The sequence below is a fragment of the Enterobacter asburiae genome (assembly GCF_008080435.1).
Taxonomy (GTDB): Bacteria; Pseudomonadota; Gammaproteobacteria; order Enterobacterales; family Enterobacteriaceae; genus Enterobacter; species Enterobacter asburiae_C.
Map to the genome: position 1 here is coordinate 82,885 of NZ_VRKN01000002.1, position 14,594 is coordinate 97,478.

General features: G+C 55.5%; 14 protein-coding genes. All 14 read right to left on the reverse strand.

The annotated features are described in order from the left end of the window. Positions 1 to 34 precede the first annotated feature (34 nt). Positions 35 to 1,405, reverse strand: a complete 1,371-nt coding sequence (gene cpsG / locus FU672_RS03555) for a colanic acid biosynthesis phosphomannomutase CpsG (RefSeq protein ID WP_148242192.1) — start codon at positions 1,403 to 1,405, stop codon at positions 35 to 37. Positions 1,406 to 1,516: 111 nt separating this feature from the next. Next, the gene (gene cpsB / locus FU672_RS03560; RefSeq protein WP_148242193.1) at positions 1,517 to 2,953 is read right to left on the reverse strand and encodes a mannose-1-phosphate guanyltransferase; all 1,437 of its coding nucleotides are present in this window, start codon (positions 2,951 to 2,953) and stop codon (positions 1,517 to 1,519) included. Positions 2,954 to 2,956: 3 nt separating this feature from the next. Further along, positions 2,957 to 4,180, reverse strand: a complete 1,224-nt coding sequence (gene wcaI, locus FU672_RS03565) for a colanic acid biosynthesis fucosyltransferase WcaI (RefSeq protein WP_148242194.1) — start codon at positions 4,178 to 4,180, stop codon at positions 2,957 to 2,959. Beyond that, complete coding sequence (locus FU672_RS03570) at positions 4,177 to 4,656, reverse strand: GDP-mannose mannosyl hydrolase (RefSeq protein ID WP_148242493.1); 480 nt, start codon at positions 4,654 to 4,656, stop codon at positions 4,177 to 4,179. Before FU672_RS03570 ends, wcaI begins: the two co-directional genes overlap by 4 nt. A 2-nt stretch (positions 4,657 to 4,658) precedes the next feature. Further along, positions 4,659 to 5,624 carry a GDP-L-fucose synthase gene (gene fcl / locus FU672_RS03575; protein WP_148242195.1) on the reverse strand — a complete coding sequence of 322 codons (966 nt, stop codon included), beginning with the start codon at positions 5,622 to 5,624 and terminating at the stop codon, positions 4,659 to 4,661. Positions 5,625 to 5,626: 2 nt separating this feature from the next. Next, entirely contained in the window at positions 5,627 to 6,748 is a 1,122-nt protein-coding gene (gene gmd / locus FU672_RS03580) for a GDP-mannose 4,6-dehydratase (RefSeq protein WP_063144525.1), read from the reverse strand. A 24-nt stretch (positions 6,749 to 6,772) separates the two neighbouring features. Then, complete coding sequence (gene wcaF / locus FU672_RS03585; RefSeq protein WP_148242196.1) at positions 6,773 to 7,321, reverse strand: colanic acid biosynthesis acetyltransferase WcaF; 549 nt, start codon at positions 7,319 to 7,321, stop codon at positions 6,773 to 6,775. 15 nt (positions 7,322 to 7,336) lie between these two features. Continuing rightward, entirely contained in the window at positions 7,337 to 8,083 is a 747-nt protein-coding gene (gene wcaE / locus FU672_RS03590; RefSeq protein WP_148242197.1) for a colanic acid biosynthesis glycosyltransferase WcaE, read from the reverse strand. Positions 8,084 to 8,095: 12 nt separating this feature from the next. Next, positions 8,096 to 9,316 carry a colanic acid polymerase WcaD gene (gene wcaD / locus FU672_RS03595; RefSeq protein ID WP_148242198.1) on the reverse strand — a complete coding sequence of 407 codons (1,221 nt, stop codon included), beginning with the start codon at positions 9,314 to 9,316 and terminating at the stop codon, positions 8,096 to 8,098. After that, positions 9,291 to 10,508 carry a colanic acid biosynthesis glycosyltransferase WcaC gene (gene wcaC / locus FU672_RS03600; protein ID WP_148242199.1) on the reverse strand — a complete coding sequence of 406 codons (1,218 nt, stop codon included), beginning with the start codon at positions 10,506 to 10,508 and terminating at the stop codon, positions 9,291 to 9,293. The genes wcaD and wcaC overlap by 26 nt, the downstream gene beginning before the upstream one ends. Further along, entirely contained in the window at positions 10,505 to 10,996 is a 492-nt protein-coding gene (wcaB, locus tag FU672_RS03605) for a colanic acid biosynthesis acetyltransferase WcaB (RefSeq protein WP_023312402.1), read from the reverse strand. Before wcaB ends, wcaC begins: the two co-directional genes overlap by 4 nt. Then, positions 10,996 to 11,838 carry a colanic acid biosynthesis glycosyltransferase WcaA gene (wcaA, locus tag FU672_RS03610; RefSeq protein ID WP_148242200.1) on the reverse strand — a complete coding sequence of 281 codons (843 nt, stop codon included), beginning with the start codon at positions 11,836 to 11,838 and terminating at the stop codon, positions 10,996 to 10,998. The genes wcaB and wcaA overlap by 1 nt, the downstream gene beginning before the upstream one ends. A gap of 144 nt (positions 11,839 to 11,982) precedes the next feature. After that, positions 11,983 to 14,145 carry a tyrosine-protein kinase Wzc gene (wzc, locus tag FU672_RS03615; protein ID WP_148242201.1) on the reverse strand — a complete coding sequence of 721 codons (2,163 nt, stop codon included), beginning with the start codon at positions 14,143 to 14,145 and terminating at the stop codon, positions 11,983 to 11,985. A 2-nt stretch (positions 14,146 to 14,147) separates the two neighbouring features. Continuing rightward, positions 14,148 to 14,591, reverse strand: a complete 444-nt coding sequence (wzb, locus tag FU672_RS03620; protein WP_148242202.1) for a low molecular weight protein-tyrosine-phosphatase Wzb — start codon at positions 14,589 to 14,591, stop codon at positions 14,148 to 14,150. Positions 14,592 to 14,594 lie beyond the last annotated feature (3 nt).

A 14,594-nucleotide genomic window follows, 5' to 3' on the forward strand; every position in this document is an offset into this window, starting at 1 on the left:
CCTTTGGGGAGAGGGCTGGGGTGAGGGGCAATGTTTACTGATTCAACAGCGCCAGAATGTCCTTCGTTCGGGCTTCCATCAGCGCGGTGTCAGCACGGGATTCCACGTTCAGGCGCACCACAGGCTCGGTATTGGACGAGCGCAGGTTGAAGCGCCACTGCGGGAACGCCATGCTGATGCCGTCCGTACGGTCAATTTCCAGCGCGTGAATCGCAAAATGCTGCTCCACGCGGGCAATGGCCTCGGCTGGCTCCGCCAGCTTGCTGTTGATCTCCCCGCTCGCCGGGAACGCCGCCATACGGTCGCGCACCAGCTCGCCCAGCGTCTGCCCCTTCAGGCACAGCAGCTCGGTGACCAGCAGCCACGGGATCATCCCGCTGTCGCAGTAGGCAAAATCACGGAAGTAGTGGTGGGCGCTCATCTCGCCGCCGTAAATGGCGTCTTCTTCGCGCATGCGCTCTTTGATAAAGGCATGGCCGGTTTTGGACATCACCGGCGTGCCGCCTGCCGCTGACACCACATCGACGGTGTTCCAGGAAAGGCGCGGGTCATGAATGATTTTCGCGCCCGGGTTTTTCTCAAGGAACGCTTCCGCCAGCAGGCCGACAATGTAGTAGCCCTCGATGAACTGTCCTTTCTCGTCGAACAGGAAGCAGCGGTCGAAATCGCCGTCAAAGGCGATGCCCATATCCGCGCCGTGCTCAATCACCGCGTTGCGGGTGTCATCGCGGCACTCCGGCAGCAGCGGGTTAGGAATACCGTTCGGGAAGTTGCCGTCCGGGGTGTTGTGCACTTTGACGAAGGTCACCGGCACGTTCAGCGCCTTAAAGCGGGCTTCCAGCGCATCCACCACCGGGCCAGCCGCGCCGTTACCGGAGTTGATCACCAGCGTGAGCGGCTTGAGGTTCGCCACGTTGATGTAGCCCAGCAGGTGGTCGATGTACGCTTTCTGCAGGTTGATTTTTTTGTAGCTGCCGCGCTTCGCGTCGTTCACCGGCGGGAAATCGTTGGCTTCCGCCAGACGCTGCACGTCGCGCAGGCCGGTGTCGCCGCTGATAGGACGGGCCCCCTTGCGCACCAGCTTCATCCCGTTGTAGTCCATCGGGTTGTGGCTGGCCGTCACTTCGATACCGCCGTCCACGCCCAGGTGGAAGGTGGCAAAGTAAATCTCTTCGGTCCCGGAAAGGCCGATATCCAGCACGTCCACGCCCGCGTCCTGCAGCCCTTTCGCCAGGGCCAGCTTCAGGGACTCGCTGGTCAGACGCACATCGCCGCCCAGCACAATGGTCTGCGGTTTTAAATATTCGCCGTACGCGCGGCCAATGCGCCACGCGATGTCTTCATTCAGCTCTTCGCCCAGCTTGCCGCGAATATCGTAGGCTTTAAAACAGGTTAATTTTTCCATGATGACCCCTTTTTCAGGCAACAGTCGGCCCTGACCACTAAATGGCCAAATTGATTTTTTTGTCATTCGCAGGCCCGGTAAGCGCAGCGCCACCGGGCATAATGCAGAGTGCTACACCCGCCCGTAGCGGTCCTGGAAGCGCACGATATCGTCCTCTTCCAGATACGAGCCGGATCGCACCTCAATTAAGTCGAGAGGAATTTTCCCCGGGTTCTCCAGACAGTGGGTCGCCCCCAGCGGAATATAAATGGACTCGTTTTCACCCAGCAGTTTGACTTCACCGTCAATAGTGACTTTAGCGGTACCCGCGACCACCACCCAGTGCTCGGCGCGGTGATGGTGCATCTGCACCGACAGCCCCTCGCCCGGCTTCACGGTAATGCGTTTCACCTGATAGCGGTCACCGGAATCGATGGAGTCATATTTCCCCCACGGGCGGTACACTTCGCGGTGAATGTGGTGCTCGTGACGGCCATCCGCCTTGATCTTCTCCACCACTTTTTTAACGTCCTGCACGGCGTTACGGTCGGCAATCAGCACAGCGTCTTTGGTCTGGACAACCACCAGATCTTTCACCCCGACCGTGGTGACCAGGCCGGACTCGGCGTAGACGTAGCTGTTTTCCGTTTTGTGGCTAATGACATCACCGTGATGGACGTTCCCCTCCGGGGTATGGGCGCTGATCTCCCACAAGGAGGACCAGGAGCCCACATCGCTCCAGCCCGCATCCATCGGTACCACGACGGCGTCAGCCGTACGTTCCATCACCGCGTAGTCAATGGACTCTTCCGGGCAGGCGAGGAACGCCTCTTCATCCACGCGGATGAAGTCGAGATCCGGGTCCACCACCGCCATTGCTTTCTCGCAGGCGTTCAGAATATCCGGGCGATATTTGCGCAGCTCTTCCAGATAGCGTCCGGCACGGAACAGGAACATCCCACTGTTCCAGTAATACTCACCGCTGGCGACATACGCCTGCGCGGTTTCCAGATTCGGTTTTTCAACAAACTGCGCCACGTCAAACGCCACGCTGTCGCCTTCACCCGGCGTCACGTTGCCGCGACGGATGTAGCCATAGCCGGTTTCCGGCAGATCCGGCACGATGCCGAAAGTCACCAGCTTGCCGCTCTCGGCGTAAGGAATGGCCGCACGCACCGCGTCGCGGAACGCGTCTTCCTGCTGGATAACGTGGTCTGCCGCCAGGACCAGCATCAGCGGGTCACAGTTCGGGCTGCTGCGTTTTGCCGCCAGCGCCGCCAGGGCAATCGCTGGCGCGGTATTCCGTCCTACAGGCTCCAGGATGATGTTTTCGGTGAGTTTATTCAGCTGGCGCAGCTGCTCGGCAACAATAAAGCGGTGCTGTTCGTTACAAATCACCACCGGGCTTTCACACTCCACGCCGTGCAGACGGTTTACCGTCGTCTGCAGCATGGTGAGCTCCCCTTTCAGGCAGAGGAACTGTTTTGGATAGAGCACGCGGGACAGCGGCCACAACCGGCTACCAGAGCCACCAGCCATCACAACCGGATACAAAGTGGTTTGACTCATGATTTATCCCCGTATATCTGCAATAAATTGGCTCAGCACGTTCTCTTTCTCGAGCGTGCGTTCGGCATATTCACGTGCCACCGTGTTCACTTTTGGCATGGCAAGTGCCTGTTCAATTCCGGTCACCAGCGCCGGGACCGATTCCGGCTCCACGCACACGGCAATCCCCGGATAGCTGTCGCACAGCTGGCCTAATTCTGTTTCGGCTTCTGCCGTGATCACCGCGTTACCGCCCACTGCCAGAATGTTGGTCAGCTTGGACGGCAGCACCGCATCCGCGGCGCCGCGTTTTTGCACCACCAGATGGCAGTCGCCCATCTTCAGTAGCGCAGGCAATGCCTCGTAAGACTGGAGCGGGAAAAATTTCACGTTGGTCAGGCCGCGTTCGCCGGCCATTTTCTCCAGCCGCGCTTTTCCACCACCCTGCCCGACAATCACAAATATCCACGGATGTTTGCTAAGCTGCTGGGCTGCTTCAATCACGCTCTCCAGCCCCTGCTTTTCGCCGATGTTGCCTGAGTAAAGAATGATTTTTTGATCTTCAGGCAATCCGAGCTGCGCGCGCAGCGCCTGAGCGTCTTGATCTGTCACATCGCGAAAACGCGCCACTTCAGACCAGTTCGGGAAGAAGATCACCTTCTCTACCGGGACGCCCTTCTCCTGCGCCTTGTTCATCATCGAGCGCGAGATAGTCGAGACGTAATCCACGTTATGCAGACCGTTGCGCTCAAACGCGCTGGCGAGTTTCGCCACCTTGCCGCCTTTGCTTTTGCCTGCCATCCCCAGGCCCAGCATGGCGTCAACTTCATAATCCTGAATGTGCAGCAGGGTGCGCGCACCGGAGAGTTTGCCCAGCAGGCGCATGCCCGGCGTGCAAAACAGCGTCGGTACCACACCGATGATGCGATCCGGCTTCCAGCGACGCTGCGCCATCAGCGGGAAGAAACTGCTCAGGGCAAAGCTGCCCAGATGAATTAACCGTTTCAGCGTCGAGGGCTGCTTAGGCACATACAGCGGGCAGCGCCAGACGGTCGCTGCACCCTCTTCGCGACGGTAGCGCCAGCTTGAGTAGCGCTCCCCGACTTTCCATTCCGGGTAGTACGGCGGCGCGGTAATGACCCGCACGTCATGTCCCTGGCTCGCCATCCACTCGACCATCTCGCCGGTGTATTTCCCGATGCCGGTTAGCTCCGGCGAGTAGTTGATTCCGTATACGAGGATCTTCATAAGCCCGGCACCTCAGCCTGACGTTCCGCGAGGAAGTACGCTCGACTGTTGTCGTGAACGTTCTCGCTCGCAAGCAACGCCTCTGGCGTCTGCCAGCGGTAGTCGTCATGCTGAGAATCAGGCAGACGCAGGTCTGCCTCACTCACCTTCAGGCGGAACCCCAGCACGATGTAGTGCGTGGTGAACCCGGTGCCTGAAAAGTTATCGTCATAGAAGTGCTGCCAGACCCCGTAAAACTGGCCCGCTGCCATCGGCAGCTGCAGGCCCAGTTCCGCCAGAGTGAGACGCTCAAACGCATCGCTCAGCGTCTCATCCTTCTGCACGCGCCCGCCGGGCACGAACCAGAAGCCCTGTGCAGGACGGTTGGTTCGTTTCCCCAGCAAGAACTCGCCGCGTTCGTTCTCCACGATCAAATCAATTGAGATGAGCGGAGTGGAACGCACTACCGTGGCAAAATCTTCCTGACTTAAAAACATCATTACCCCCGGAAGCGGTGCTGGTTTTCCAGGAACCACTGGTAGGTGCTGGCCAGCCCCTGCTCCAGTGACACCTCGTGATACCAGCCCAGCTGATGCAGACGGGTCACGTCCAGCAGTTTGCGCGGCGTGCCGTCCGGCTTGGTGGCGTCAAACACCACGCGGCCTTTGTAGCCCACCACCTGCGCGATGGTCTGCGCCAGCTCGCGAATGGTGCAGTCCACGCCGGTACCGACGTTGATATGCGACAGCATCGGCTCGGTGTTCTCCTGCCACACTTCGCGATCCAGCTCCATCACGTGAATGCTGGCGGCAGCCATGTCGTCCACATGCAGGAATTCGCGCATCGGCGTGCCGCTGCCCCACACCACCACGTCCGGTGCGTTCTCGGCGGTCGCCTCGTGGAAACGACGCAGCAGCGCCGGGATCACGTGCGAGTTGCTCGGGTGGAAGTTGTCGTGTGGTCCGTACAGGTTGGTCGGCATCACCGAACGATAGTCGCGGTTGTACTGACGGTTGTAGGACTCGCACAGCTTGATCCCGGCAATCTTGGCAATCGCGTACGGCTCGTTGGTGGCTTCAAGCGTGCCCTGCAGCAGTTCGCTTTCGGCGATCGGCTGTTTCGCCATTTTCGGGTAAATACAGGACGACCCAAGGAACAGCAGCTTATTCACGTTATGCAGATGCGCCGCGTGAATGATGTTGCTCTCAATCATCATGTTTTCGTAGATGAAATCTGCCGGATAGGTGTTGTTAGCGACAATGCCGCCCACTTTCGCCGCAGCCAGATACACCTGGTCAATACGTTCGTTGGCAAAGAAGTCCTGTACCGCACGGCTGTCGAGCAGGTTCAGCTCGTCGCGGGTGCGAACAATCACCTCTACGTCACCGCGCTGTTCCAGCTGGCGTTCAATCGCGGAACCCACCATTCCGCGATGACCGGCGACAAAAATACGTTGTTTTGTCATTCTCAGGACTCCAGCGCGATGGCAACCTCGTAGCCATGAGATTTGAGCAGAGAGTGTTTTTTCGCTGCTTCAAGATCTTTGGCTACCATCTCGGAAACCATCTCCTGCAGAGTGATTTCTGGTTTCCAGCCCAGCTTCTCGTGTGCTTTAGTTGGGTCGCCCAGCAGGGTTTCCACTTCAGCAGGACGGAAGTAGCGTGGGTCAACCTGCACAATCACGTCGCCTGGCTTCACGCCCGGTGCGTCGTGGCCGGTCACAGAAACCACGATACCTTTCTCTTCCACGCCGGTGCCTTCGAAGCGCAGTTTGATGCCCAGCTGTGCCGCAGCCATTTCAACGAACTGACGTACGGAGTACTGCACGCCGGTCGCAATCACGAAGTCTTCTGGCTGTTCCTGCTGCAGCATCATCCACTGCATTTTCACGTAGTCTTTGGCATGGCCCCAGTCACGCAGGGAATCCATGTTGCCGAGGTGCAGGCAAGACTCCAGACCCTGCGCGATGTTGGCGATCGCGCGGGTGATTTTGCGGGTCACGAAGGTTTCGCCGCGACGTGGAGATTCGTGGTTGAACAGGATGCCGTTACAGGCGTACATGCCGTAGGATTCACGGTAGTTCACGGTGATCCAGTAGGCGTACAGTTTTGCTACCGCATACGGAGAGCGCGGGTAGAACGGCGTGGTCTCTTTCTGTGGGATTTCCTGCACCAGACCGTACAGCTCAGAGGTGGATGCCTGGTAGAAGCGAGTTTTCTTCTCAAGGCCGAGGAAGCGAATCGCTTCCAGCAGACGCAGGGTGCCCATGGCATCAACGTCGGCGGTATATTCCGGGGATTCGAAGGAGACCGCAACGTGGCTCATTGCGCCCAGGTTGTACACTTCATCCGGCTGTACTTCCTGCAGAATACGGGTCAGGTTGGAGGAGTCCGTCAGATCGCCGTAATGCAGATGGAATTTCGGGTTCGCGGAGTGAGGATCCTGATAGATATGGTCAACACGCTCGGTGTTGAAAGAAGATGCACGACGTTTAATACCGTGCACTTCATAACCTTTTTCCAGCAGTAACTCTGCCAGGTAAGAACCATCCTGCCCGGTAACGCCGGTGATGAGAGCGACTTTAGACATGTTTATATTCCTCTACTTATGAATTTAATCAGTTTCAACGCGTTCGCGTATCACCACTGCGGGGTTGCCACGGCAAACCTTATTTGCCGGTAGCGATTTAAAAACGCTGCTGCGGGCACCGACTACCGTGCCATCACCAACAGAAACACCCGGTGCAACAAAAACATCTGTTGCCAACCAGCATTTTTCACCGATCGCAATAGGCGAAGCGGTAATATCAAAATGCTGACTCATAAAATCGTGGCTGCCGGTGCACAAATAACACTTCTGCGACACCACCGAATTTGCGCCAATCGTAATTTCGCCCAGGGTATATAACACCGCATCATCCCCAACCCATGCGTAATCACCCAGCGTTAATTTCCACGGATAGGTGATTTTTACAGAAGGTCGGATGACTACGTTTTTTCCTATTTTTGCGCCAAACAGGCGCAATAAAAATGCTCGCCAGCGGTACAATACTTGCGGTGACCAGGCAAATAATGTTGCCTGAACGGCCCACCACAGCTGTACCTTAATGCCGTTCCCGCCCCGAAAGCCTTTCGGTACGGAGAAACCTTTCAGATCCTGCATTGTGTTTCCTTATATTCAGGCTTTGTTATATAAGGTTTTCGTTTTGCCTGTGGTACGCAGGCGTAATAAATAAGACAATTCCGCCCAGAACCCCGGCACGCGTAATATTTTACGCTGTACGTTTTTGGCATCCTGGCACAATTCCAGATTATTAGACGTTGACACGCCACCCATTGAGAATTCAGACACCAGTCCTTTAATTCGGCGGAACGGGTAACCTGACTTATACAGGCTGGCTGCCAGCGCATAATCGGAAGACACTTTATACTGCAAATCGTAAGGCTGTTTTTTCAGACCTTTTACCGGAAAGAAAATGGCCTGATGGCTGGCAGGTAAGCTGTGGTAGATATACCAGCCTGGCTTTGCGCTGCGGCACACTTTATTTCCGTCACCAAAATCAAGCAGCGCATCGCCAATATACATAGCGTCCTCTTTCTGGCGAGCCAGCTGACGGGCAAACAGCGCTACGTCATCGTGGAAAATGTCGCCTGAATTCAGGAAGATGGCATAACGGCCTTGCGCCATATTGATGCCTTTATTCATCGCATCGTAGATGCCTTTATCTTTCTCGCTGATGTAGCGTAAGTTGAACTCACCGTTGAGTTTTTCCAGAAACTCCGCCGTGCCATCGTTCGAGCCGCCGTCGACCACAATCCACTCAAAGGTGAGGCTGGGATCGCGCGCCAGGTTGCGCAGCGAGCGCCAGGTTTTTACCACCCCTTCGTAATTACGAAAAGCGACAGTAATGACGCTAAGAAACATAAGACCACCTCGTCATGAATTCGTAATATTAAGCGCTTTACGCAAAATAAACGGGCAAACAATTAAGAATGCATATTCCGGGCTAAATATTGACCCGGTAAAAAACAGCGACACCGGTGTAAACAGATAAAGCTGAACGCGAAAATTCTGGTTATCACCAAACGCGTTAATCATCATTTTGAAAACTTTAAACAGATACCACAGGGTCAACAGTACGGCAAACCACGAAAAATAAATAATTAACAGATACAGACCATTGTCTATGGTTTTACCGACATCCGCACCGTTAAAGATTCCGAATGATGCAACATATTCGTAAAGTGAGCCGAATCTTACTACGCCATCAATATGGGTTAAGGAATAACCTACCATCACCAGTGGCCCAATGATGCGATAATAGGACGAAGACCCTTCCGTTCCCAAATCACCCAGACGTTCTGAGATGTATGGGAAAGCAAATATTACGCCTACCATAAATACCGTCAGAGAGATAATCGCCAGCGGCAGTTTTTTCTTAATCGCATCTTTGTTCAGGTACTGGAACGCCCACTCCAGCAGGTAAAACAGGATAAATGTCATTACCCCTGAGAACGATCCAGACAGAACAATTCCTGCAAGAATCATAGCATCGGTCTTAGGCGTTTTGATACCAAACTGTTTGATGCTGAGCCAAATTGAGATTAACGCCAGAGCGAAAAACGCCGGTTCAAAATAGAGGGCTGTGGTACGCTTCCCGCCAAACTTAATGAAGTTCAATACATAGCTGTTACTGTAAATGAGATATTTCGAAATTATCTCCATCAGGCTACTACCACCGGTGAGAATAATTTGTGCCATCTCCAGTGCAGCAAGCATAACAATTAACGCAACGGCAATATAAAAGAACCTAAGGATTTTCCGATAATTGTGCGGGGAAATAGTTTTAAACCGAATACTCCAGACCATTCCGATAATAATAACAATATAAACAAACAGCATGGTCGATGTGACGTATTTACTGGCATCCAGCGACTGGCCAAAGATGTAGTTAAACAGCGTCAGCCCCGTGCCCAGCCCTAAGGCAATCATCAGCTTCTTCAGGTTGATTTTTTCGACATACAGCAGAAGCAGAACGGGCAAGAAGGTCACGATGGTTATCGGGAAGCTTTCGCCGAGCTGGGCAATTTTGACGTTGACCAGCAGGTAGATTAACGGCAGCAGCAGATAACTACAGATTCTGATAGAACGAGACATATTCCTCCAGCATCTGTTGTCCACTGTAAGCCTTGCGGCTGCGGTTGCGGAACGATTCCAGGTCAGTGCCGAAAACGATCTCAGCAATCTGCGTCTTCGGCAGCTGTACCAGAGGCAGGACCTCCTGCTCCGTGAAGGTTTTCCCGCCGGACTTTTCCAGCACTTCACGCGCCGCATCGCTGTGGGTGGCAATCACCGGCACGCCGATAGAGAGCGCCTCGCACAGGATCAGCGGGTAGTTATCCACGCGGGAGCTGAACACCAGCGCGTCCATTTCATTCAGCGCGCTCATCAGTTTGCGCTTGTCGGTCTCAAATCCGTGGTTTATCACATTAGCCCCTTCGAACGGTGAAAACTTGCCGAAGGTATGAAGCTCTATCTTGTCGCCCAGCGCCATCATGTCGCGCACCAGCTGCTGGTTGGTTTTACCGTCGTAACGCAGGTCGTGCGCAACGATAGCGATTTTCGGTTTGCCTGCGGTTTCCGCCACCGGGGTCAGCTCGGCAAGAATGGCTTCCGTCGCCACGTCGATGCCATTGTTGATAATCTGACAGCGCCCTGCCCCATACAGGCTGTTGAAAGCATCGGCCACGTGCTGGCTTGGGGAGATAAACGTACAGCCGAGCGAGAGCATGTCGCGGAACAGCTGACGCTTTCCGGCGACCAGTTGATGCGCGCGATCCACCTTCACCGGCGGGTAGTTGCTTAACGTCGGGCATTTCTGGCAGTTATCTTTCCAGCCTTCGCAACCGTCGGTAAAGGCGCAGCGTCCGGTCACACTCCAGTGGTCGTGCAGCGTCCAGACAAAGCGGGTGTCGGGCTTGTGGGCCTGCACCTTCTGACAAAACGCCACCACCTCTTCCAGATTCAACCAGTAGCTGTGCAGCACGTGAAAATGCAGCACAACCGGGCCCGTGGTGCGGGTAACCGTGCGATAAAGCGTGTTCAGGTTGCCAAACAGATCGCGGTTAAACAGACGGAACAACGCAATGTTGGCAATTGAGGTCAGACGCGGCGTGTGCTTGTGCACCTGCGGGAAGTTATCGTGGCTGACGCTCTTCTTGCCGCCTTTGCCGTAGCCGTAAATAAAACGAGACTGAAGTCCTTTTTGCAGCGCGCGCTGGTGCAGATCCAGGGCCACGCCTGCCGCTCCGCCTTCTGCGAGGCGTACGTTAAATTGCAGAATGTTCATTTAATCACCTTCACGCGGGCTTTTTCTCCCACCACCAGCGCGTTATCCGGAATACTGTCCAGCACCACGCTGCCAGCACCAATCGTGACGTTATTACCAATCGTAATGTCACCAATGATCACCACATTCGCGCCCAGCTCGACGTTATTGCCGATGACCGGGCAGGCCAGGCTGTCAGGCCCGCGGTTGCCAATAGTGACTGCATGACGAATGGTGAAATCATCCCCGGCGACCACGAACTTATTGATCACCACCGCATAGCCGTGATGGATGGTAAAGCGGCGGCCAATGGTGGCAGCGGCCTGAATTTCATAGCCAAAAAAGCATTCGGTGATGATGCGGTACAGCACCAGCACGGGTGCTGCCCAGATATTGTTCAGCACATTTTTCTTACGCCACACCGAGCAAAAGTGCGCGATGCGATACGCCAGAACCATGCAGCACGGACGCAGGCTCCAGCTGTTAGCGCGGCAATCTTCCAGAAACATTATTTCCCCCGAAGCCCGTCAGCCAGGCGCTTGCCGTTACGCACGGACAGCAGCGTCAGCAGCGTGCGCCAGTTCATGCGCTTGTTACGGATCTGATAGAGGGTAAAGAGCTGGTATTTACGGCTGGCACGGTCAAACTTGTCCTTGTGCTTGCGGTAAAAATGGAAGTAGCCGGAGAACTTCTTCGGCGAGGAGGTGATTTGCATCTCCCCGTGGTTGATATGCAGGATCTGCGTGGCCTCTTCCACTTTCCACGGTTCGCCGTATTCCACTACCATCCGCAGGAAGATATCGTAATCCTGCGCGGCCTTGAGTTCGGTATCGAACAGGCACTCTTTGAAACGCCACGCCCAGGTGAAGACCTGGTTACCAATAATGTTGCGCTTGTAGAACAGGCGGCGAGAGTACGGTGATTTCGGATACAGCGGCAGACTCGCGGGCTGCGAGTAAACCTCGCCCTGGCAGACATAGTCGTTGGCATACAGAAAAGCGTGAGTGACCAACTGCTCTTTATGTGACAGGAAGACAGACAGGCGGTTCGGCGTCCATTCGTCATCGTCGTCGATCCCGGTCAGATACTGCCCTTTGGCCTGCATAATCGCCTGATTACGCACCGCACAAGCGCCGGAGTTAACGGCGTTATGCGTATAGACCACCCGCGGGTCGTTGAGGTCAGACACAAACTTTTGCAGCTGTTCATACGACGAAGAGCAGTCATCGACGATGATCAGCTCCCAGTTGTCGTAATCCTGACGTAAGACTGATTTAATTGCGCGGATCGCCAGCTGCTGACGATTCCATGTCGGCATATAGATAGAAATCAAAGAGCGTTGTGTGGTCATGTTTTCCCCTCACCCCGGCCCTCTCCCCAAAGGGGAGAGGGTGAAAGGCAGCCAGTGGTTATCATTACGTTCGTCCCCCAAATCCAGCACCGAACAGTCCCCTCTCCCCTTTGGGGAGAGGGTTAGGGTGAGGGGTGTGTTTTGTTATTTGCTGTCAGACTTGTATTCGTACTCGTAGTAACCGTAATCCTGATAACCGGTCGCACGACGGAAGATGGAGTTCAGAATGACCCCTTTCACCTCAATACCGTTCTGCTCGAAGCGGCTCAGGCTGGTCTCGACTTCCTTCAGCGTGTTCACCGCGTAACGCGCCACCATCAGCGTGGTGCCCGCATGGCGACCAACAACGGCTGCGTCGGTCACGGCCAGAATTGGCGGCGTATCGATCAGCACCAGGTCGTAGTTTTTGCTCGCCCACTCCACCAGCTCGGTGAAGCGTTCGCTCATCAGCAGCTCGGACGGGTTAGGCGGCACCTGACCGCGTGGGATCAGGTCAAATTTCGGCACCGTTGTGGGTTTCGCGCTCTGGCTGATTTCACCTTTGCCAAGCAGGATTTCCGACAGACCGTTAACGTTGTTGGTGCCCAGCAGCTCGTGGGTATAGCCCTTACGCATATCACAGTCGATCAGCAACACACGCTTGTTGGTCTGGCTGACCACCGCCGCCAGGTTGGCGCAGACGAAGGTTTTACCGATTGACGGGCTGACGCCGGTTAACATCAGGACGTTGTTTTTGGCCTGCATCATGGCGAAGTGCAGACTGGTACGCAGGCTACGGATCGCTTCGATAGCGAGGTCGGTCGGGTTCCCCACCGCCAGCAGCTGGCTCTGTTTGTAACGCTTAACGCCCTTGATGGTTTTGACGCTGTCGCGGGATTTTTGCCACTCAGACAGCGGAATGCTGGCATAGACGTTGATACCGCTCTCTTCCAGCACCTGCGGGCTTTCGATACCGCGGTTGAACAGCGAACGTAGCAGCACACCCACGATAGAGAGCATCAGGCCGAGAATAATGCTGCCGAGAACGATCAGCGCTTTCTTCGGCTTCAGCACCCCTGGCTGGGTAATGGCCGGGTCGACGATACGCACGTCACCGACGGTACTGGCTTCGGTGATTTTCAGCTCCTGCTGTTTGTTCAGCAGCTGCATGTAAACCTGCTGTCCAGACTCCACGTCGCGGGTCAGACGCACGATCTCCTGCTGCGTTTTCGGCATCGCGGTCACGCGGTCATTGAGCTTCGCCTTCTCCTCTTCCAGCGTACGGCGTTTCTCCAGCAGCGTGCGGTAGGCCGGGTGACGTTTGGTATAAAGCTTGGAAATCTCCGCCTCTTTGAAGGTCAGCTCGTTGAGCTGCGCATCAATGTTGACCATCGAATCGAGGACCGATTTCGCCTCCAGCGGCAGGTCAACGGAGTCTTTATCCTGACGATAGGCGTTCAGCTTGTTCTCGGCATCGTCCAGATGAGCGCGCACTTCCGGGAGCTGTTTGGCGAGGAAGGCCAGGCTTTTCGCCGCTTCCGCCGACTTACGCTCAACGTTCTGCTCAAGATAGTTGCGGGTAATGCTGTTCAGGATGTCGCGGATTTGATCTTTATCTTCACCGGTAAAGGTCATGCTCAGCACGCCGGTGTCCTTACCGTTTTCGGTGACGGTCAGGTTGTTTTGCAGATTGTTGATCATCCCCAGCGTCGAGAATTTGGTCACGGTGAATTCACCGCCCTCCTGGGCATTAATCGCGCTGACCATCATGCTTACGCCATCTTTGGTCAGCATCTGCCCCACTTCACCGCGCGCGCTGAAACCTGCGTCGCTGGTCAACTGATACTGTTTCGGGCCAAGCACCGTCAGGGTAAACGTCTGATCGGCTGCCCCTTTCGGCAGCACGAAGTCAGTGACTTTCACCGTGTCATTGCTTCGCCCCATCAGCCGATCCCAGCCGGCACCAAAGACTGGGAAAGTATTTTTGGTGACGGAGATATCGAGCCCGAGGTCGTGAACCGTTTTACCCAGCACCAGACGTGACTGGATGAGCTGAATTTCGGCGTCGGATGCCGGCGGTTTGTTCGCCAGCGCGGAACCAATGTCCTGCACCAGCGAGTTACCGGTATTCTGCTCGATCTGCACCAGCGCGTCGGCGCTGTAGATTGGGGTGGCGAACAGCGTATAGACGACGGCCGCTGCGGCAAACACGGCGGTAATGCCAAGCACCCACCACTTTGCCTCTACAACAGTGCCGACCAGGCGCCCAATATCAATTTCATCACTGCCCGAAGTCGGGGCGGCAGAAGGTCTTGTTTTTTCTGTCATTGTTATCCCTGCTGAACTTTCAGTGCCTGCGCCCACTGTTGGGCAGACTGGTCAAGTAAGGTGTAAACCGCCTCGAAGGCCTCATGGCTTTTGCGATACGGATCGGGGATTTCGCGTTCATTGTCCCAGTGACCAAACAGCATCACCTTGCCGCGCATCTCCGGAGCGATATCGCACAGCGCATGAATATGGCGTTTTTCCATCGTCAGGATCAGGTCATACCCCCGGCACATGCGGCCAGTGACCTGGCGGGCCACGTGGCCGTCGAGAGAGAGGTGATGATCCCGCGCCACGCTCGTTGCGCGCTCATCGGCACCTTTACCGACCAGTGCACCCAGCCCTGCAGAATCAACGGTCAGTTCGGGCTGGTAGTGTTTCAACAACCGTTCAGCCGTAGGGGAACGGCAAATGTTCCCCACGCATACCACCAGAATTTTGTTAAACATCGC